The following is a 20,217-nucleotide window of genomic DNA, read 5'->3' on the forward strand; positions in this document are numbered from 1 at the left end:
AACCACACTGTATAGGCTCTGCCTTGCCTAAATACCAAACAGACTGCTGCAAATTTAACCTTGAAAGATCAACAGACCCTAGTATTTAATTAACTAGTTAAAACGCTTCGTCTTCGCTATAAACATTAACGTTTAACTCGTTTTCATCTTCAAATACTACAAACGAAATAGGCTTACAGCATACTTGGCAGTCTTCTATGTATTGCTCATCAATATCTGCTGCATCAAGTAATACTTCTATACTTTCGCCGCAATAAGGGCAGCTTATTGATTTTTCAGTTAACTGGTTCATTTATCACCTGCTAATTTATATCTCGAATGTTGTCACTTTAATGAACAAGCCAGCATAATTCAACACCCCATTAAATAACACTTATATGGCTAAACTAATTAAACCATGCTGCTTACTTAAAAAGTGATCTAACGACAAGCCCTATCACTATAAAACTTATTTTACACCATAGATAAGTGTTAGCCTGATAATACAATGCCTCTACAATGAAATAGTATTAGCACTTAGCGGGTCTAACTTTACAAGCATTTATAAACTCACTCCACAGGTGGATAATTTTATGAAAAAATCACTCGCACTCGCATTAACATCTGCCGCAATATTGTTTAGCACATTTACTCATGCAGCTAAAACCGAAAAAGCCGTTTTAGCTGGAGGTTGCTTTTGGTGTATGGAAAGCGACTTTGAAAAACTAGAAGGCGTAACCGATGTAATATCGGGCTTTACTGGCGGTAAACTTAAAAACCCAACGTACAATGGTAATCATAAAGGCCATTACGAGGCCGTAGAAATTACTTACGACCCAGCCATAGTAAGCTACAAAGGCATACTTGATCATTACTGGGTTAATATTGATCCTTTTGATGCCAGAGGCCAATTTTGCGATAAAGGCCCTAGTTACTTAAGTGCTATATTTGTTGAAAACGACGAACAACGTAAATTAGCTGAAAAAACAAAAGCTGCAGTAGTTGCCGAGTTCCCTAATCAAACTGTGGTTACACCAATACTAAACGCAAGTACCTTTTACCCTATTAAAGGAAAAGAAAGCTTTCATCAAGATTATTACAAAAACAACCCAATCCGTTACAACACCTATCGCTGGCGTTGTGGCCGAGATAGCCGCCTAGAAGATATTTGGGGCGACAGAGCAACTCATTAATTACGTCTAATTAGGTATTTCACTGTAAAAGATTAAAAAGCCGCTTAAATTAGTCGCTTTTTAATCTTATTAGTTATTTCGAGATTCTTTAATAAATCGATATCTAAATTCAGATAAGTAACCAACAATGCTAACAAGCAAAGCAGAATTAAAATCACCATTCACAAGCTGTGTCCAAACACTTCCCTCTCCATTAAAGCTAATGTAAATAACCATAATAAAAGCAAGAAACGCTGAAACTTTATACATCCAAGAATATTCACCAAAAAATTTCTGTGTCACACTTTTTTCTTTTAATTTATCTTCCACAATTAATCTCCATTTTATATTGCTATTAAATCCTAGCTATAACATTGGCAAAACAAGGAATTTATAATAATGGTTTATTTATCCACCGTCTATTTCATAAAGCCTTTGTCATTAAGTTAAGTGTTACTTGTTGATGCAAAACAGCGCTAGACAGACCCTAAAAACCTAACGGTTTATAACCAATGTAAAAAGGCTGCTTAAATAAAGCAGCCTTTTCATTTGTATCATTTTAATGTGTACGTTTAAAACTTATAAGTCGCACTTAACCTTACGCTACGCGGTGTCCCCGGTTGAACCCACGCATCAGCAAATGAGTTAGTGTAATAGGTTTCATCAAACAGATTGTCTACCTCTGCGCGTAAACCAAATGCTTTAGTTACGTCAACATCAACAAATACACGCGCTGTTGTGTAATTTGGTAACTCAAAATCGGTACCAAAAAAGCCGTTTCGTGAGCCTACATAAACTAAGCCTCCACCAAATTTAACGGCTTTACCATATAATTCAGACGATTTAACTAGTTGTAAACTAAATTGATGCTCAGGAATATTTAATAAAGAGCTTCCCGCTTCTACTGTATAACCAAAGTTCGCATCAAAAAATGAGTTTTCAATGGTTGCATCAACATACGCATAAGATAACCAAAGGCTTACATCATCAGTAAGATCACCGTTTATATCAATTTCTATGCCTTTGCTTTGTGCTTCGCCAATTGCAGCAAAAGTAAATGCAGTCGGATCGTCAACTACCAGCATATTGTCTTGCTCTACTTTAAATACAGCAACGGTGCCAAACAGAGCGCCATCGTTTAAAGTAAATTTAACCCCTACCTCTGACGAAGTTGATTGATTTGGCTCAAAACCATCGCCATTTGTATCAGTGCCTGATAAAGGCCTAAAGTTTTCGCCATAAGCGGCATAAACAGATACAAACTCACTCGCCTCATACACAACACCAAACTGCGGGCTAACTCGCGATTCGTTTTGCTTTGATTGAGTATCAGCTAAACGGTTATTAAGTGTTTGTTCGTAGTCATCAAAACGTGCACCAATACGTATATCAAGCTTATCGGTTAGGCTTATTTGGTCTTGTATAAATATACCTAACGACTCTTGCACTTCTAACTTATCGGTATTGGCCGTTGGCGTAGGTAACTCATACGCACCATACACGGGGTTAAATACATTAATAAACTGATCGCCACGCACGCGAAGAACAAATTGATCATTTTCGAATTTATCAGAGTCCACACCAATTATTAAACGATGCTCTAACCCTGCAACCTCTAAATTACCGGTTACTTCTGCACGGTATACTTGATATTTAGCATCGTAATCACGATAACGCCTAAAACGATTTACCTCGCCATCAACAACACCTGCAAAACCGGTTTCGGTTGCAAACCCTTCAAGCGATGTATCTCGGTAGTTAGCGCCCAGCAACACGCTCCAGTTATCATTAAAGTCATGAACAAACTCTAATTGATGACCAAGTACATCTGCCTCTATTGGGCCATCACCTGGTTCTCCTAAAAAGCGACTTTCTGGTATTAAACCAAGTTCACCATCAATAGCTAATACACCTCTATCAAAAGGGACTTCTTGGTCGCTGTATTCAAGCTCATATATTAGTTGGCTATTATCATTAATATTCCACGTTATTGATGGGCTAAAGCCTTGTTTAGTTGTTTCTATCGTATCGCGAAAGCTTTTTGCGTCTTCATAAAAACCAACCAGTCTAATTGCTACATCGTCGTTAAGGGGCGTTGTGTAATCTACATCAGCACGGTAGGTATCAAAACTGCCTACACTTAGCTTTAGCTCGCCACTTGTATCAAACGTTGGGCGTTTGGTAACAAGGTTTACTGTACCACCAGGCTCTCCTCGGCCAAATAAAGCCGCGCGTGGGCCTTTTAAAACTTCAACCGACTCAATACCCGATAAATCACGCGAACCACCAAAACCACGCCCGGCATTAAACCCATTTACAAGGTAATTACTTGGTAAGTTTTCATCGCCTACAAAACCACGTAGTGCAAAGCTATTCCAAAGCCCACCAAAGTTATTTTGACGAGCAACCGAAGCCGACAAATCAAGTGCTTGGTTTAAATCTATCGCACCTGCGTTTTCAAGCGCTTCTAAATCTATTTTCAGTTCTGATTGCGGTGTTTCTAACGCACTAAATTTACCTTGATACGCTTGACGCGAACCCATTACAGCCAATCTTTCAATAGGGCTATTATTAACGCTGTCATCTTTTTGGTTTTGCTCAACAGCCATAGCATGGCTGCTAAATAAACTGACTAAGCATGCGCTTAAATAGGTGAGCTTTAGCCCTTTATTATTGGTATTCATTATAAACCTTGTTAATTAGTTAACTGATAAATTTTCTTTTAGCTTAACGCCTGTAACTTCAGGCTCATCCATTTCATTAAGCATTGTTTTTTTAAAGCTAGGCATATTCTCAAGCGCCGCTTTTGGTGGGTTACCCTTTATAAAGAGCCAAGGGTAGTAAAACTCCCTTAAACTTTTATGAAATCCTCGCATACGGTATTCGTATCTAAATGCAGCTAAAGCATCAGTGCTCGCCAGTCGTGTAAAACTGCGTTGTAACAGTAATGGCGGTGAAAACCACGATACAATTCCCGCTAATTGATACTTTGTATGCGCTGCATCACGATACGCATGTGAAAGTTCACCTGCTTTTTCGTCTCCAACTTGCTGAAATGCGTAATACCATTTCCACTCAAACTCGCTTTGCATATCAACGTGATCTTTCCACTGTGGATTTGATGCAACAAAAGCATCCATTGTGGTTTTCTTTGGTAAGTCCCATGCATCGTTAACGGCCTCTCTTTGAGTAAGCACAATGTCGCCGCCCTTTGGTGAGTGCACCGTTTTGTTTATAACTAAATCGCCTAAAATAGGAATAATAAAAGCAACTAACACCCAAAAACCAATTAACGTTGAAGCAACACGCGGCGCACTACTGGCGTTTTTACCCCACCACACACTGAGCGCAGTCCAAAACGCAATGTAAATTACACAAATAAAAGTAACAACCCCCACATCAGCAAGGGCCGAATGACTAAGCAATGTACCTATATAAAATGGCAGCATTAAACACACTATTACTGCAATCAACCTCACTGCTATTCGTGCCCCCCATAATGCAAAGTACGACTTAGCAGTAGTTACTAATAAATCATGCCTACCGCTTGTTCGCTCATTAGCAAATAAATCATGAAATAGTAAAATAACTATCAGCGGTGCTAATGCACTTACTACAAATACAAAATCAATTTTACCTGCCTGCGCTAGCTCTGCGTTTTGCGCATCGCTTTCGTAAATTTGTCCCTCTAGCGCAAGTAAATTTAAGCGGTGTTTCCATGGGTAAATATCGCGCTCGCCTAAAGCAGCAAACGCTAAATTTGAAGGCGATGAATACGTTAAGTGAAAACTGTAATAGGCAAGCGAGCCTGGGTCTTCGTATTTATGTTGAACGTTAGTTAAGTCTGTTAAATCGGCGGCTTTTAAGCGCTCAATAGTTTGCTTTTGCTGTGTTACTTCACTAAGCCCGCTGAAAACTGCAAACCCCGACATTACAAAGGTACACACCAGTAATACCACTAAGTATTTTTGGCGAAGTAAAAAGCGCCATTCACGCGCAAACTGTTTTAATAGGTAACTCATAACAAACGCCTCCCTACAAATTTAATACCGCCTAACAGCACCGCAATCCAAAGTAATAACTGTAAAAAAGCAGGTATGCTTCGCTGCGCTCTCGCTTTTGAGCTGTCTACATTAAAAGTAAAGTCCTGCAGTATTTGCCAATTTTGAGCACTTACACGTGCCTTTTGGGTTGCAGCAGTATCGGCATTGCGGTTCATGTCGTCTTGGTAGCTAAGCTTTTCTACATGAACTTTGTTAAGCCCTTGCACAAAATCAAAACGCAACTGCTCGGTTTCGCGTAAAAAGCGATGATGGGTTTCAATACTCGTGCCTACCACAATCATCGATAACGATCGAATAGCCACCATAGGTGAAACCCAACCAAAATAACGCGATACCTGTGTTTGTTTAAGTTCAGCTTGCATACGCTGCTCAGCAAACTTATTGAGTACGCTCGTTAGTTTAGCCTCAGACTCGCTTGCCACTAGCCCTCTAAAATTAACGGGTAACTCATCAATACTGCTCACGTTGTATTTATTAAGGAGCGATTGTTTAAATTGCTTAAATGCGGGGTCGTTTGTGTTGTGGCCGTCGCCTAGTTTTCTAAGTTCGGCTTTTACAGCAAAGTCGGTTTCTATTTTGCCTGCTGATGGCACTGCCGTGGAGGCTGTTGTACTTGCTACACGTGGCATTACAATACACAGTAAAATCCAAACAAAGGCAAGTGCTGTAAAGCTTCCGCTGTTTTTACTAAACACACTCGATGCCAGTAAAATAAGCAGCACCCACACAATTAAATATAAAGCGTAGCCAAGCACAAAGCTTACAACCGCAAGTAAGCCTTCGCCTGAGCCAAGTGTAAATAAAGCCGACACCGTCAGCGGAGTTAAAATTAAACCCACAACAGAAAGTAGCGCCAATCCTTTACCTGCAATAAGCGTTGCGCCCGATGTACCTTGCGATAACAAATACGAGAGCGTTTGCGACTCACGCTCGCGGCTAATACCGCTGTAGCCAATTAATATCAGTAATAAAGGTGCGAGTGTTTGTACAATAAATGCAGGCGTTAAACTACCTAATTTAGTTAATGCAGTACCTTGGCGGCTATCTGCAAACATTGCGCTATTTTGTCTGTGCCCTTCTAAAAATATTGAGTTGCCTGTGTAGGCATCAATACCAGGGTCAAGCGTACTAAGTGGTGAAGGCGTTCTAAATGCATAATGCCCATAATGCACCATTCTGTGTGGATGACGGTCGGGTTGATCAACAAAGCTTTTATCGCTAGTTGCCTGTAACTCATGCCGTGTGTGGCTTAGCTCCATCATGGTAATAGCCGTTACAATCACCGAAGCAACCGTGAGCACCAAACCAATAGCAAGCACGGTCATTGCTAATTTTGAGCGAAGCCAATAACGCCACTCATCTTTGGCAACAATCACCACCTTTGAAAAGTTATTTATACTCATTAAGCACCTCTATTAGCGTGATGCCCAAATGCAGCGTGTACTTGCTCGGTATCAATACGCCCACTTTGGGGCGCATCATACTCTCCCACCAGCTCACCGTTTTTAAGTAAACCAATACGATTTGCCACTTGGCACGCGCCATATACATCGTGGGTAACCATTAAAATAGTCGCACCAGTTAATGCAAGCTCGCGTACAAGTTGATTAAATTCATCAATAGCAACAGGGTCTAGGCCCGATGTAGGCTCATCTAGTAAAAATATCGGAGCTTCACGCAGTATCGCAAGTGCAATTGCTGTTTTTTGCCTCATGCCTTTTGAATAAGTTTGCATGTGGCGGTCCCACGCATCGCGCTGTAATGCAACACGGTTAAAAGCCGCGTTAATTTGCTCATCTGATTTTTTAATATCAGCAAGTGATAAAAAATATTCAACATTTTCGCGAGCAGTTAAATGCGGGTAAAGTGTTGCCGACTCTGGCAAATACGCGGTTTTGCCACGTACAAAATCAAGCGCTTGTGTAACCTCTTTACCGGCTACTTTTACAGAGCCTTGAGTTGGTTTATTAAATCCGAGTAACGTTTTTAATGTAGTTGATTTACCTGCACCATTACCACCGAGTAGCGCATACACCTCGCCTGCAGCCACACTAAAGCTTAAGTTTTTTAAAATAGCGTTATTTTTAATACTAAAATTTAAAGAGCTCACTTCAATCATCGTATCGTTTAAAGCGGCGCCTGTGTTGCTAACGTGTTTATCAAACGTTTTTTGTTCAATTGGTGGTGTTTTATTAATCGCGGTAGATGTTGTCACACTAAAACTCTATTTAGGGAAATTACATAGGAGTGAATGTTATACTATATCAAATATTCATTGCAACAATATAACATTGTAAATTAACAAATAAGATAAATAACGTTACGTAGTTAATATAATATTACTTTGAGAGGTAAAAATTAAAGCAACTTAAAATAGCCTCTTTTATGTGAAACTTAGAATAGTGTTATGTTTTAAATTTACAATTTAAGTTAAATTAAAAACCAACACTAAAGAATGTAAGCTGCCTGTCCATGCCATCCTAATGCCTATGGTAAAAACGTATGTTAGTAAAGTTGGTAATTTAAAAAAATGTGCTATCTTTTTATTATCTATATCATAAAAATAAGCGCTAACATGTTGTTCCGAGGTACAATTGCCATAGCTATATTGGTAATTTCTGCTGCTAATAAAAGCTATGCAAATGAAATAGACGTGCAATTTAGCGGTTTTGCATCCTTAACACTCAGTTACACTGACGATTCAGATATCGCCTTTGCATCTAATTACTTAAACGAAAACGATACAGGCTTTTCAGCGGCGCGTGATTCAATTTTAGGTGGGCAAGCTAATATCTCACTCTCAAAAAACTGGGACTCCGTGGTACAAGTCGTTTTACAAGATCATACCTTTAAAAGTCTTGATAATTTTTTAGAGCTCGCCTTTGTACGTTACCGCCCCTCACGCCATTGGGCTATCCGTGCTGGCCGGCTAAATAGCGATCTTTACTTACTCTCTGAATATCCTTATGTAGGATACGCCTACTTATGGATACGCCCTCCTCACGAATACTACTCTTTTGCAAACATTGCAGGAAATTACGACGGCGTGGATATTGAATACAGTAAAGCCATTGATGAAGGATTTTTACGCTTAAAGCTCGCCTATGGGAGCTCTACTGCAAAGCTGCAAGCATACAACAAAGACTTTTTTATAGATTTTGATAATTTAACAACCTTAAGTGCTACCTATTCACTGGATTCTTGGACAGTGCGCTTTTCACTTTCAAAGTCTGATTTTGGTGACTATAAGCTGGACTCACTAGATGAGTTTTTAGCTTTACTAGACGCTGTCCCACAAAGTATATGGCCACAAGCAGAGACTATATCTAACAAATTTAATACCAAAGGCCACAGTATAGAATATGCCGCGTTTGGACTTACCTACGATCATGATAATTGGCTTATTCAATCTGAAGTAGGTATTTCAGAATCCGATTGGATAATTGCACCATCAGTTTTCAGCACTTATATTAGCGCTGGGTATAGGGTAAACAATGCAATATTTTACACGAGCTTTTCAGCAGCAAGAAATCGTCATGATGTTATACAAGTAAACGATCCTGTTTTTTCACCAGGCACACCCGAGCAAATTTCAGAACCAATACAACAGCTAGCACTTGCAACACAAGCTGCTATTAAAGTGCCTTATGTTCATCAGCATTCAATTAACATAGGTGTAAAATGGCAGCTATCGGAGCGCTTAGTGCTAAAAGCCCAACTAGACCGCTTTGATATAAAGCCCGTAGGCGCGGGGTTATGGAGCCTTAGTAATCCGGCTGATGTAGACGAAGGCCACAAAGTACATATGCTAAGTTTGAACGCTAGTATGGTGTTTTAACAATGATGAGCTATCGTAACGTACTCCTTTATCTGTTGCAGCCGCTATGCCTGCTCCTTGTTAGTGTTAATGCAAAATCTACAGAATTTGTAGTGGTGGTAAATAAAAGCAATACAATTAACGCCTTGTCCAAGCGCGAAGTTATTGATATTTACATGGGCCGTTATTTAACGTTCCCTGATGGTGAAACCTCTAAACCACTCGATTTACCGGCGCAATCAACATTAAAAAATGACTTTTACCTACAACTGGTCAACAAAGATGAGCAAAAAATTAATGCTTATTGGGCTAGGTTATTGTTTTCAGGGCGCGCAAAGCCCCCAACACCGTCAACATCCGTTGAAGACGCGTTAAACAAAATAGCGGCATCACAATTTGCAATTGGCTATATTCCCCAATCGCAGGTTACAGACGCAGTAAAAGTGGTATACACATTTGATAAAAATTAGCCAAGCACTCTACGTACGCGTTGCTATATCAATCGCCATTGTCGCTATTGTAGTTACGTTAGTATCGTCAACTCTTTCTTATTACTCGGGTTTTAAAGAAAAGAAAAACACCAATTATCTACTCGTGCAGCAGTTAGCACAAACAATGGGAAAAACAGCCGCAATAGCAGCCTACTTAAACGATCGTGAATTAAGCCAAGAAATTATTAATGGCTTACTAAGTAACGATTTAGTGCAAGGCGCAAGCCTAGAAGGAGAAGCAAACGCAAAAGGCGAAATGGAGTTATTTATTGCAAGTGGCTCTACTAACAAAAAAAATGAAGCTGTTTTAATTAAATTAATTCACCCCTTTATAGAAGGCTCCTTTATAGGTGTACTTGCCATATACCCCGACGATAAATTTATTGAACAACAAGCACAGTCATCACTTATAAAAGAATTTCTTTTAATGCTGATTCAATCAATCGTCATCGCTTTTTTTGTGTCGTTAGTTGTACGCAAATGGCTTACTCAGCCTATTCAAAACCTAACCGACAGCTTTGCGACAATTGACCCCACTAATCCCGAAACTATGACAATGCTAGAATTTAGACAAGGTAAGCGAGACGAAATAAGCAGGCTAACGCATGGTATAAACGCTCTAATGCATGAGTTAAAGTTAACCATAAGTAATGAGCAATCCCTTCGTAAAAAAACTCAAGAACTAGAAGCTAAATTTAGACTTATTTTTGAACAAGCCAGCGCCGGTATTTGTTTATTAGATGACAATAATATTATCACCACCTTTAATCCCGCGTTTAAACATTACTTTACCGTACCCGGCGAAGAAGAATTATCAACCTTGCACTTTCCCGCTCTATTAAATAACGTAGATGAGTTACAAAGCCTGCTTGCAGATATTCGTTGTGATAAAAACCCGCCACAAGCGACCCTAGATATAGAGTGTAAAGTTGGCCATAAAACCATTTGGTTGCACTGCTTATTTGTAAGATTAACTGAGCAACGTGAAACAAAGCGAAGCGCTCATCAAGAACACTTAGTTGAAGTCATTTTACATGATGTAACTGAACGCGCCGAACGCGAATTTCAAACCCGTTTTGAAGCCGATCACGACCCACTAACTGACCTACTTAACCGCCGCGCGGGTGAAAAACGCCTTAAAAAATCGCTTCGTGAGTGTGTTAAACATAATCAGCACCTTGTACTAATGATGATTGATTTAGATAAGTTTAAACCAATAAATGACACCTACGGCCACGAAGCCGGAGATAAAGTACTTATTGAAATAGCGCACCGATTTAAAAAGCGTTTTAACCAAGAAACCGACATATGTATCCGCCTCGGCGGTGACGAATTTATTGTTGCAAGGCAAGTTAATACCTACAACAAAGCAACAACGCGTGAGCAATCCATCGCTTTGCTAAACGAGTTACAACAAGACATTTATATTTCACAAAATAAAACATGCGCCGTAGGTGCAAGCATTGGTATTGCAGTAGGCCCTAATGATGGTGAAGAGCTACTCGAATTAATGATCAATGGTGACAAAATGCTCTACCACGTAAAAGAAACTGGCCGAGGGCAAATTGCATTTTATGACGAGTTTAAAAAGTAAGAGGGTTTATTGAGCACTTTAAACACAGTTAGCACCAAAAATAGCTGCCAAAGAGTGGCTTATTAACCAGAGCCAAGGTTATTTACAGTTCAATCATTAAAGAATATTGAACAATAAACTTTTCAATTGATAGAATGCCCTACTTTTTCCCATCAAGAGATACAATGGCAAACTTCAATACTCATCTTAATACTGCCGTAATCATCACAGGCTTAGCCTCCGCCACCTTATTATCTGCAGGACATATTGAATTAAAGGGCGCGCTCTGGTTATGGTTTTTAGGCTCAATCGGCGGCTTATTACCCGACATAGATTCAGATAACTCCACATCACTCGATACTATTTTTAACTTATTTGCACTCAGCGCTGTATTACTGGTACTGCATTACATAACCACCGAGCTCATTATTACAATTAGCTTTATCGAGTTAATCGTAGTGCCCTTATTAGTTTACGGATGTATGAAATATATTATTAGGCCCATTTTTGAGTGGATCACAGTACATAGAGGCAGTTGCCACTCTTTACTATTTATACTGTTATGCGCACTATTAACGACTCAAGTAGTATGGAAACTAAATGACCAATCAACCACACAAGCAGCCGTTTTTGCCTGGTTAACGGGTGGGTTTATTTTATTAGGCGGGTTAATTCATTTATTACTAGATGAAATTTACAGTGTAGATTTAAGCAATGTCACTATTAAACGCTCTTTCGGGACAGCTTTAAAAATAGCCGACTTCGATAACAAATTAATTACGCTAGCATCAATTATTGCCATTGCAGGTTTAATCTATGTTGCGCCCCCTACAAAGCAAACTATTACAGCGTTAAGTGACTGGTCTCATTTTACGTTTTTATCTTAACGCCGTAAGTATTAAGCTGTTTAACCACATACTCAAAATGTGTGCCCTCTTGATAATTAAGATAGTTAAACGTTGATTTACTGAGAGGGAATTAGTAGCTGCGCTTTTAGAGGGCATAAATGGCTTGAACCTAAACGATTCCCAATTTAAGTTTTGAATAAAACCAAAATTTGAGCCTATTTGTAATTAATTATTATTTTTATAGGTTTAAGTGAAATAATTAAATAGCTTTACCTGTCTTATAGGCTAAGTGTAAAAGCTAATTAGCTAAAAAGCTCCCTGTTTGATGTATTCAAACCTGTAGAATCTTTTTAAAGCATTAAATATAAAATTATAAGAGGTAAATAATGGAATTTACGAATAAACGCACCATGCTAATTACAGCATCTTTATTATTGGTATTGGCGATATCACAGGGTATTTATTCTGTTCTTTACAGTGCAGAAATTAGTTTTTCAAGGCAGGTGGCTTGGGGGCTAGAAGCGCTGGTATTTACTTTACTTGTTGCCTTTGCAGGCACATCTATGGTGCAAGCAAAAAACGCTCAACTAGGCTGGTCGGCAATCGCGTTTAGTGCGGTACTTAACATAGTACAAGTGAGTATTGGCCTTACTTTGTTTTCAACATTTGGAAAAGTTGCGGGCACTGTAGAAGGCGCACAACCTTTAATTGGTGGCGTGGTTTCTTTGTCATTCATGATTTACTACGCAGCTAAATTATTATTGGGATTAGCAGCTCTTGTTTTTGGCCTATCTTTTATCGCTAAAGGCGGCAAAGCAATTGGCGGACTTACAGCCCTAGCAGGCGGAGTTGCAATGTTAGCCAATGGTATTTTAATAACCTTTGGCCGTGATGGATTCCTTCCATCAGCTGTTGCTGGCGCGTCAGGTATGATTGCAACGTTACTTTTAGCAATATGTTTGATTAGTCTTTACCGTAAACAATACTAAGGCTTAATACCTTACAAGTAATGTGCTTATTTAAATAAGTTATAAACATCGGCGTATATTAGAGTGCTAATTCGCCGATGTTTTACGTTTAAAGTGACGCCCACTTTCAACTTAAAACGTTCGACTACCGCATCCCAAGTTAATGCCCTCTTCGCAATCTAAAGGCTAATTCACAAAGAGGATATGAGGCGCTGCGCTTTTAGAGGAGATAACAGCTTAAATCAAAACTTAAATGGGTCGACGATCCCTTAGGGTGTAAATTCTCAATCATTTTTTATAAATAACTTGGTGATATAATTATTGCCGTTATCTTGGATATAATGTATTTCAACATAACCTCCATTAATAATAACCTTATCGTTATATTTCCGATTTGCAAAAAAATATGGCGCAGTTTGATAGTTATTATATTTAAAAGACACTCCTGACACTGAAAAACTCTGTGTTCGACTTGCTCCTTCTTTTTCTACTAATTTTTCAATTTCGCCTGTTACAACGCTCTCCTCATGCGATTTTATTTTAGCTATATATTGCATTTTCGAATATAAAGAAGCTATAGAAGCTAGATTGTAAATAATAAATATAAAAAATAAGACGAAGAAATTAAACTTAAAAAAACGTTTAATATATAAATCGTATAATTTTTTGAGCCTCCCAATAAAGATTAAACTGATAACTATAAAAAGCACATATGGCAAAAATTCAATACTATTAAAGGGAATTGTTGTCTCGTAGTAAATTTTCATCATATGCACTTAAAATGTCTCAACTTTGGCACAACTAAATACACCACTATGATCGAAATACAAAGAGCTCTCTCAAAATCCATTCACAAAGAGTGTAAGAGACGCTGCGCTTTCAGAGGTTACATCAAAAACTTTTAACCAATTGATGTATGAAGTCAAGATTTGACCCCATTAGCTTTTTCAACCCACCCTCGTCGATGCTCATAAGATTGACCAGTAAAACGATCTTCCCCACATAAAAATGCACGACGAACACAGCGTGAAATACAGTGATAGTATTTTGTATCAACCAAACTTACTTGACGCTTTCTTGCGATTCCCATATAACACCCTGCTTACTTTTCACACTACAACTACATAAAAGCTAGCCTCTAACTTCAAAAAGTGCAAAATATAAGATGGGTGTCACTGTTAATTTGGGACTGTCTATTAAATAAGATCATAAGCGGGCTTAATTAATTATCGTACAGTTTCCTTTCTTAATGTCCTCTTGTATATACTTGTACTTTTTAGTCAGCACTGACTCGTCTTTGAACTGCACTTTTACTAATTCATTTCTACCATATTGCTTTCCTTTTCGAATGACTTGATTTATTGGTGTTTCTGAAACAATTGTTGCTATCACTTCATTTTTAATAGACTCAAAAGTTTGCTCATTAATATGGGATAAATGTAAATCTTCTTTTTTTACTTTGTCAATTATCAAGTTTAACTCTTGAGCCTGCTCTAACTTATCTTCTCCCTTTTGCAAACACCTCATTTTCAGCAATAAAATAGTTAACAACTGAACTTTTATATCAAGGGAATAGAGGCCTTCTAGATTTATAATCAAGTCGCAATACTTAACAGCAGTGCCAACATCTCCCCCATGTAATAAATTCATAATTTTTATTTCAAAAAGTAAAACGTCAATACGATCTATGGAATCTGTATAATTTTGGAAGCCTTTAAAGTATGAGTCACCTGCTTTTAAGTTTTCTCTATCTATAAATAAAAGGTATTTATTTGAAAGAAAGAAGTCATTCGGCGATATATAAATTCGATCAAGCTCAGATATGAAGGTTAAAATAAATTTTGAAGCTTTCCTTCTATTAGAGTTCAATAAATGAATAGCTATTTCTAGTAGTACAGTGGAGAAGTTGTTTTTCTCTTTCAAGCAGTAGCTTTTTACATTTTCCAAGAATTCAATTAAATCATCGATTTTGTCGAGTTCGATAGCAATATTAATCAAACCAGCAGTTTCGTTTAATGTTGTCTCCATTCCATAAGGTTCAATACCGCTATCAAATACGATATCGCCTGAGGACAAAACATTAAGTATTTTTGACCATATCGAGTTAAACTTACCATAGTCTAAGCTTAAAGCGTTAATAAGAGGTTTCAGTTTATAGGAGTTAGTTGCGCTTTCGTAAGCGTTTAAATAGTAATTAAATGATATTTTTTTATCATCTAAACTCTCATTTAATGTGCCAAGATTATAATATGCACTACATATTGCTTCTGGCGCCACAATGTTGTCATCAATGCTTTGTTTTACAACCTCCTTGTTTATTTCAATTATTTCTTCACGGTGTTTTGGTAAATCTATTTTACCGAGAGTTGATGCACGATTGACCAATGCTATAAAATAGAAATCGTTCGGTTTTTCCTTAATTATTTGGTTAAAGTACTCTTCTGATTTTTCATAATTTTTCTGTTTCAAGTATGAAAGGCCGAGAATATATAGTTGCTCGATGTGTATATCTCTAAACCCAACTTTATTAAAAAGGTTATTTTCCATGCAGTTAATAGCTTTTTGATTTTCACCCAGCTTCGAATAGCAAACCCCTAATTTATAGCTCGAATTCAATTGATCGGCACTGGAAAACTCTGGATTGTCAACTATGTTCACATATATTTCAGATGCCTTTATGTAGTCTCCATTCAGAAAGAACTCTTCAGCTTTGACTATAGACAATGTATTTTGTTTGCTAATCTCTAGCAGCCATGACATATCCAAACTTTCTTCTATTATTCTGTTTTTTATTTTGATATCACCTGATTCATAATCAGAAGATAATATTCCCGCCAAATACAACCTACTTTTTACTTTGTCACTTAGATCGTCAATACGCTGGTAATAAATAGATAACACTGCTTCTCTTAATTCTGTGTCCGATTGAATTAGAGTTCTGATATGGTCTACTGGAGGCCTATTAAAATTTGTTGTGTATAAGATACTGACTATATTATCTATCGTTTCACAATCAACCTTAGCATTTTCAATGATTATATCTTCGACTTTAGAGCAAATTTCCCAGCTCAACCGTGGATTTCCACTCGCCCAATAGAAAATTCTGTCTATTACCTCATCAGATAACGATAGATCTGTTTTTACGAGTAACGAATGAAATTCTTCTAAACTAAAATCACCCAATAATATTTTTTGACCTATATTAAATGGTGAAATAGATTTATCTTTAATTATGTCGCTAGGCTCTGCAACGCCTGAAAGTATGTAGCTCAAGCGTTCAAATTCACTATAATTGACCCTTTCAAAGTAGACACTTCTGACTTGAGCAAATATTTTGTCTGAATATTCAGCAGCGGTAAGCGAGTCTATTTCATCCAAGTTTATAATTAGTTTTCCTGTAATTTCAGAAAGAATTAACCTCAATTCACTTACATGTTCTCGATGTGCAACAGTTTTACGTTTCTCTCTATTCGAGTATATTTTTTCAGATATACTTTCCAACTTTTCATAATTAACATCTAAAATAGTATCTATAATATTTCTAAAGCATTCTCTGTCAGTCTCGAATTTGTTTGAAAGATCGATGTAGGCAAATATATCGTTAACACCTTCCAACTTCCTTTTAGAGTTAATTAGAAGATTAGTCTTTCCCATTTGTCTAGCAACAAGTATATATCCCGGGCGACCCATATCTCTTATAATTTGTCTTAATTGGACATCGGCATTTCTTTCTACATAAAGCTCTTCAGGGATTATGGTGCTTGGAATTAATTTTTTACTCATAATCATTATGCCTTTACTGGTTGTCTAGATAATTCATCTTTGAAGTGATTTTTTACAAGTCTTGGAATACCGCCAAATGTATCAATATCTACATCAACCAAACCTATTCCCGTGTGCTTTTCAATCAACTTTATTAAACTCCTTATTTCGTCATTACTCCATGGAACCCATTCCTTTACTTTGAGTACTTCAGAAGTTTTTGTTAACTCATTTGATAATTCATTCGGGCGATATATTGAAGATAATGCAATTTTGAAATTAATATGGCTTAGAGAGTTAATTAAAGCGAATATATAATTTGAGAAATCAACAAACATATCGTTATTTGAGATAGGTATTTCTTCGACAAATAAGAAATATTCATCTTCATCAGCTTTATTAGCGATGAAGCTAGATATTTGCTTTATGCAGTCTTGAATATTATGTGTTTCAGCATATACTTCTTCATCTAGCTCTGTAAGTATCCCATCGAAGATTTCATGTACGCTACTTCCTATATAGCTACCCAAGCTAATATATTTAAAATCAATATCTGATTCATATAATGCTCTAAAAATCGACGTTGTTTTTCCTGTACCTGACTCACCACAAATCCAAATACTATACTGACTTATAGTTTGGGTTAAATGAGCATCTACGTCCCTAATAATTGTATATTCTTTATGTTTAGGCTCATATCTGTTAAACAAAGCATTTTGTATATCTGAAGACTTTTGATTGATTGGCGAACAAAAAGCCTCATCAGTAATATAATCTAATAAAAATTCGTGAGAGGCGCACAATGCTGATGTTGGTTTAACTATTGATGAGTGGTCAGAATTAGGAATTAATTTCCTATTATTAAAATATCTAGCCGCAGAGTCTTTATTTACTACCCTATATCTCGTAAAAGGAATATTAAAAGGCGCCTTATTTTCAAATGCTTCTATTCCTGTAATATTAATACTCTTCTCTGCTAATAGTGTATTAAACCTATCATCTATATCTTTAAGAATATCACTTGCCCAATTCAATTCTTGTGCTAATTGATGGTTTGTTACTTTAGAGAGTAGCCTTCCCAAGAAAGGAATCTTTGAGCCATATGAAGGTGACGCGTATAGGCATAAACCTATTTTTTTGTTTCTAAAAGTTGCGCGATAAGAGTCGAGAATGTAACGAGCTATAATGCCACCAGTGCTATGTGTTACAAATATAATGTTCTCTTTAGAGATTGGAGGAAAATTTCCATTTTCATCTTTTCTCATCAGCTGCGAATGAACCTCTTTCGCGCACTCACTGATCCCATAGTCGTTTGAAACAGCTTCTGTATAAAATTCAGCGAGAAATATACTGGGTTTGAAAATTCTTTTATCTTTCAAAATTAAGTCCGGCCAGAAGACGTTACATTTACTTGTCCAGCACTTAGTGCTATCGGAAAAAAGTCCGTGGATGAAAACTATAACAGTATTCGACTTATTTACTTCATACCAACCTTTCATATGTCACCGTAGGTTTATTTAACTAACGCTTAGTATTAAGCTATCAAATATATCAATCAGGCTAATTCCTTGATCTATATTATGAACTAATTCTTTAAATGCTTACTTTTCCATAAGTTGCTACATTTCCCGTAATCGACCTCGTTAAATAACCAATACTTTAAACAAGTAATCAACTGAATTATTACTTGAATCAAGCCTCCGGAATGCAATATTCGCTCCTGCAAAAAATCTGTCAGGGTGTGAGTCAAACCAAGCTTCTTTCCAACAGTCTGTAATTATGTATTAAGCATTCAGTAACTTTGACTTTGTTGGCAATTTATCGCCATTAAGTAATGTAAGTAGACGGCATAGTTTTTATATTTTGTAATAATGCCGAAATTGTTTTGTAAAAGGCAATAGCATCATCGCCTGTAAATAAATTACCAATTCGATAATCTGATGCAGCTCTGTGAGTTAATCTATACCACCCATTTTCTTTCATAAGCCCCATGTTAGGTTTATTGCTTGCAGTTTGAAAAGTTTATATTGATCGATTAAATCTTTATATTGATGACAGCAATACACTTGGCATTCCTTCACCAACACAATGCAAACCAAACGCATTTGAAAATGGGTTTAATCCCATGTTATGAGGGTTGCCATCTAAAATGCGTTCCAGGTCGATTTTATCGATCCAATCAACTCCGACGGATGATGGCAGTCCTCTTTTTTGTGCAGGTCTTGACGATATATGGTATGGAAGGCCAAAAAGTTGACTATCTCTTTCTTCAAATGCATAGCAACAAACTACTACATTGATCATTTGAAAATCATCATCACGCTCACGATAAAATTCAATAGCTTCATATGATGGTTTACATTATTCAAACCACTTGTCAATTTCAGAATTTTGCTCTCATCGGCTGATTACCATCAAGATCAAATAGGTCATGACCCAAAAAATCACCGAGGGCACCATTTAAATCTATTTGAAAACTACCAGAAGGTAAACAGCCATAATCAGGAAGCTTGAATAACTCTTTTGGTCTGTTTTCTATATCCGCTGCTTCTTGTGCAATAGCTTTCCCTATTAGGTATAACAGTTTATTGAACGCCACTCTGCTGGCTTATAACCCCCAAAACAGCGTATATTACGTTGTTCGATAATTACACCAAACAACTCGTTTATAAACAGGTAATTACAATTTCTCTTCAGTAGCCTTTGTTATTTAGCCTCAGAACAACTTTCAATAATGTTATGGGAAAAATTGCAAGTAACTGTGTTTATACACAGCCTTTAATTGGCTCTGTTTTTATTCACCCTATCCTTTCGCTAAACGATTTATATAATCACCACTCATTTTAAAACCGTGAATCACTTTCACAAGGTTTACCATCGCCGTCACCATCCATTTTTGTATTCGTGCAGTTATTAATAAAAAATACGGCTTCGGCTCGTGAGTTCATCTCAGTACAATATTGCCTTCCATCACACCTAAAATTTTGCGTGTTTTTAGGAGTAACTAGCTTCGGATATTGTTCATCAAAGGTTGCTAAATCGGCATTAGTAATAATGGGAGTTTGGCTGCTTGAGTGAGTGTTGTATTTATTAATCGCATAAAAACAAAGTGCAGCAATAAGCGCAATTGAGGCAACTTTACCTAAAAAGCTACTGGCAAAGTTAGATTTAGCAATGCGATATGGCTGGTTATTGTGTTTTGGATAAGGTGCTTTAAGCTCTGCAACGCCTTCTATGCGGCAGTTAATTGCTTTGGTTTTACCGTCGGGCTGAGTCGCTACTTCAAAACAAATAGTGTCGCCAACTTTAGGCTTACGGCTCATGTGTTTGAGCGCTGATATGTGAATAAACGTGTCGTGCTCTAGGGTGTCTGATTTAATAAAACCAAAACCTTTGTCGGTTTTCCACGTCTTTAACAATCCTTTATGCATGTATCCGCCTATTATGCTTAAGCTGCGTTTTACGCAAATTCCATTTAATTAACACTTGTTATTATACGTTCCTAAATTAAAACCATGCAACCGATTATTCATATTGTGTTAA

19 protein-coding genes and 1 pseudogene are annotated in these 20,217 nt (G+C 37.2%); 6 read left to right on the forward strand and 14 right to left on the reverse strand.

Features of this window, described 5'->3' with window-relative positions:
* Positions 1-97: 97 nt before the first annotated feature.
* Positions 98-292, reverse strand: a complete 195-nt coding sequence (locus tag WNY79_RS14905; protein ID WP_342876254.1) for a CPXCG motif-containing cysteine-rich protein — start codon at positions 290-292, stop codon at positions 98-100.
* A gap of 280 nt (positions 293-572) precedes the next feature.
* On the opposite strand from WNY79_RS14905, the gene msrA reads away from it, so the two are divergent.
* A complete protein-coding gene (msrA, locus tag WNY79_RS14910; RefSeq protein WP_165735155.1) occupies positions 573-1,172 on the forward strand; it encodes a peptide-methionine (S)-S-oxide reductase MsrA in 600 nt (199 codons plus the stop codon).
* 69 nt (positions 1,173-1,241) lie between these two features.
* Here the strand turns inward: msrA and WNY79_RS14915 are convergent, their stop codons facing one another.
* The 5 genes from WNY79_RS14915 to WNY79_RS14935 all read right to left on the reverse strand — a co-directional run bounded on the left by WNY79_RS14915 (position 1,242) and on the right by WNY79_RS14935 (position 7,430).
* Positions 1,242-1,481 (reverse strand): hypothetical protein, encoded by a 240-nt coding sequence (locus tag WNY79_RS14915; RefSeq protein WP_342876255.1) that lies wholly within the window; start codon positions 1,479-1,481, stop codon positions 1,242-1,244.
* A 242-nt stretch (positions 1,482-1,723) separates the two neighbouring features.
* On the reverse strand, positions 1,724-3,835 hold the full coding sequence (locus tag WNY79_RS14920; protein WP_342876256.1) for a TonB-dependent siderophore receptor: 2,112 nt from the start codon (positions 3,833-3,835) through the stop codon (positions 1,724-1,726).
* Between the two features lie 15 nt (positions 3,836-3,850).
* Positions 3,851-5,173, reverse strand: coding sequence for a DUF3526 domain-containing protein (locus WNY79_RS14925; RefSeq protein WP_342876257.1), 1,323 nt, complete (start codon positions 5,171-5,173; stop codon positions 3,851-3,853).
* A complete protein-coding gene (locus WNY79_RS14930) occupies positions 5,170-6,618 on the reverse strand; it encodes a DUF3526 domain-containing protein (RefSeq protein WP_342876258.1) in 1,449 nt (482 codons plus the stop codon). The genes WNY79_RS14925 and WNY79_RS14930 overlap by 4 nt, the downstream gene beginning before the upstream one ends.
* A complete protein-coding gene (locus WNY79_RS14935; RefSeq protein ID WP_342876259.1) occupies positions 6,618-7,430 on the reverse strand; it encodes an ATP-binding cassette domain-containing protein in 813 nt (270 codons plus the stop codon). The genes WNY79_RS14930 and WNY79_RS14935 overlap by 1 nt, the downstream gene beginning before the upstream one ends.
* A gap of 360 nt (positions 7,431-7,790) precedes the next feature.
* On the opposite strand from WNY79_RS14935, the gene WNY79_RS14940 reads away from it, so the two are divergent.
* The 5 genes from WNY79_RS14940 to WNY79_RS14960 all read left to right on the forward strand — a co-directional run bounded on the left by WNY79_RS14940 (position 7,791) and on the right by WNY79_RS14960 (position 12,933).
* On the forward strand, positions 7,791-9,053 hold the full coding sequence (locus tag WNY79_RS14940; RefSeq protein WP_342876260.1) for a hypothetical protein: 1,263 nt from the start codon (positions 7,791-7,793) through the stop codon (positions 9,051-9,053).
* Positions 9,054-9,055: 2 nt separating this feature from the next.
* Entirely contained in the window at positions 9,056-9,502 is a 447-nt protein-coding gene (locus tag WNY79_RS14945) for a hypothetical protein (protein ID WP_024598374.1), read from the forward strand.
* Positions 9,489-11,117: a sensor domain-containing diguanylate cyclase gene (locus WNY79_RS14950; RefSeq protein WP_342876261.1), complete on the forward strand. Its 1,629-nt coding sequence runs from the start codon at positions 9,489-9,491 to the stop codon at positions 11,115-11,117. Before WNY79_RS14945 ends, WNY79_RS14950 begins: the two co-directional genes overlap by 14 nt.
* A 164-nt stretch (positions 11,118-11,281) precedes the next feature.
* Positions 11,282-11,983, forward strand: a complete 702-nt coding sequence (locus WNY79_RS14955; RefSeq protein ID WP_342876262.1) for a metal-dependent hydrolase — start codon at positions 11,282-11,284, stop codon at positions 11,981-11,983.
* 347 nt (positions 11,984-12,330) lie between these two features.
* Positions 12,331-12,933 carry a thiamine biosynthesis protein ThiC gene (locus WNY79_RS14960; protein WP_342876263.1) on the forward strand — a complete coding sequence of 201 codons (603 nt, stop codon included), beginning with the start codon at positions 12,331-12,333 and terminating at the stop codon, positions 12,931-12,933.
* Positions 12,934-13,196: 263 nt separating this feature from the next.
* On the opposite strand, the gene WNY79_RS14965 is transcribed toward WNY79_RS14960, so the two are convergent.
* The 8 genes and pseudogenes from WNY79_RS14965 to WNY79_RS15000 all read right to left on the reverse strand — a co-directional run bounded on the left by WNY79_RS14965 (position 13,197) and on the right by WNY79_RS15000 (position 20,105).
* Entirely contained in the window at positions 13,197-13,469 is a 273-nt protein-coding gene (locus WNY79_RS14965; protein WP_342876264.1) for a hypothetical protein, read from the reverse strand.
* Between the two features lie 389 nt (positions 13,470-13,858).
* Positions 13,859-14,002: pseudogene (locus tag WNY79_RS14970) on the reverse strand (transposase); the annotation flags it as partial.
* 128 nt (positions 14,003-14,130) lie between these two features.
* Positions 14,131-16,695: an AAA-like domain-containing protein gene (locus tag WNY79_RS14975; protein WP_342876265.1), complete on the reverse strand. Its 2,565-nt coding sequence runs from the start codon at positions 16,693-16,695 to the stop codon at positions 14,131-14,133.
* A 5-nt stretch (positions 16,696-16,700) separates the two neighbouring features.
* Complete coding sequence (locus tag WNY79_RS14980) at positions 16,701-18,053, reverse strand: ATP-binding protein (RefSeq protein ID WP_342876266.1); 1,353 nt, start codon at positions 18,051-18,053, stop codon at positions 16,701-16,703.
* 448 nt (positions 18,054-18,501) lie between these two features.
* A complete protein-coding gene (locus WNY79_RS14985; protein ID WP_342876267.1) occupies positions 18,502-18,657 on the reverse strand; it encodes a hypothetical protein in 156 nt (51 codons plus the stop codon).
* Between the two features lie 60 nt (positions 18,658-18,717).
* Positions 18,718-18,978, reverse strand: coding sequence for a hypothetical protein (locus WNY79_RS14990; RefSeq protein ID WP_342876268.1), 261 nt, complete (start codon positions 18,976-18,978; stop codon positions 18,718-18,720).
* Between the two features lie 79 nt (positions 18,979-19,057).
* Entirely contained in the window at positions 19,058-19,273 is a 216-nt protein-coding gene (locus WNY79_RS14995) for a hypothetical protein (protein WP_342876269.1), read from the reverse strand.
* A 244-nt stretch (positions 19,274-19,517) separates the two neighbouring features.
* The gene (locus WNY79_RS15000) at positions 19,518-20,105 is read right to left on the reverse strand and encodes a cold shock domain-containing protein (protein ID WP_342876270.1); all 588 of its coding nucleotides are present in this window, start codon (positions 20,103-20,105) and stop codon (positions 19,518-19,520) included.
* Positions 20,106-20,217: the final 112 nt, after the last annotated feature.

Source organism: Pseudoalteromonas sp. AS84 (assembly GCF_038900255.1).
GTDB lineage: Bacteria > Pseudomonadota > Gammaproteobacteria > Enterobacterales > Alteromonadaceae > Pseudoalteromonas.

Coding starts and splice junctions, on each gene's coding strand:
- WNY79_RS14905 (WP_342876254.1), bottom strand. CDS start 292: ATGAACCAGTTAACTGAAAAATCAATAAGCTGCCCTTATTGCGGCGAA.
- msrA (WP_165735155.1), top strand. CDS start 573: ATGAAAAAATCACTCGCACTCGCATTAACATCTGCCGCAATATTGTTT.
- WNY79_RS14920 (WP_342876256.1), bottom strand. CDS start 3,835: ATGAATACCAATAATAAAGGGCTAAAGCTCACCTATTTAAGCGCATGC.
- WNY79_RS14925 (WP_342876257.1), bottom strand. CDS start 5,173: ATGAGTTACCTATTAAAACAGTTTGCGCGTGAATGGCGCTTTTTACTT.
- WNY79_RS14930 (WP_342876258.1), bottom strand. CDS start 6,618: ATGAGTATAAATAACTTTTCAAAGGTGGTGATTGTTGCCAAAGATGAG.
- WNY79_RS14940 (WP_342876260.1), top strand. CDS start 7,791: ATGTTGTTCCGAGGTACAATTGCCATAGCTATATTGGTAATTTCTGCT.
- WNY79_RS14945 (WP_024598374.1), top strand. CDS start 9,056: ATGATGAGCTATCGTAACGTACTCCTTTATCTGTTGCAGCCGCTATGC.
- WNY79_RS14955 (WP_342876262.1), top strand. CDS start 11,282: ATGGCAAACTTCAATACTCATCTTAATACTGCCGTAATCATCACAGGC.
- WNY79_RS14960 (WP_342876263.1), top strand. CDS start 12,331: ATGGAATTTACGAATAAACGCACCATGCTAATTACAGCATCTTTATTA.
- WNY79_RS14965 (WP_342876264.1), bottom strand. CDS start 13,469: ATGCAATATATAGCTAAAATAAAATCGCATGAGGAGAGCGTTGTAACA.
- WNY79_RS14975 (WP_342876265.1), bottom strand. CDS start 16,695: ATGAGTAAAAAATTAATTCCAAGCACCATAATCCCTGAAGAGCTTTAT.
- WNY79_RS14985 (WP_342876267.1), bottom strand. CDS start 18,657: ATGAAAGAAAATGGGTGGTATAGATTAACTCACAGAGCTGCATCAGAT.
- WNY79_RS14990 (WP_342876268.1), bottom strand. CDS start 18,978: ATGATCAATGTAGTAGTTTGTTGCTATGCATTTGAAGAAAGAGATAGT.
- WNY79_RS15000 (WP_342876270.1), bottom strand. CDS start 20,105: ATGCATAAAGGATTGTTAAAGACGTGGAAAACCGACAAAGGTTTTGGT.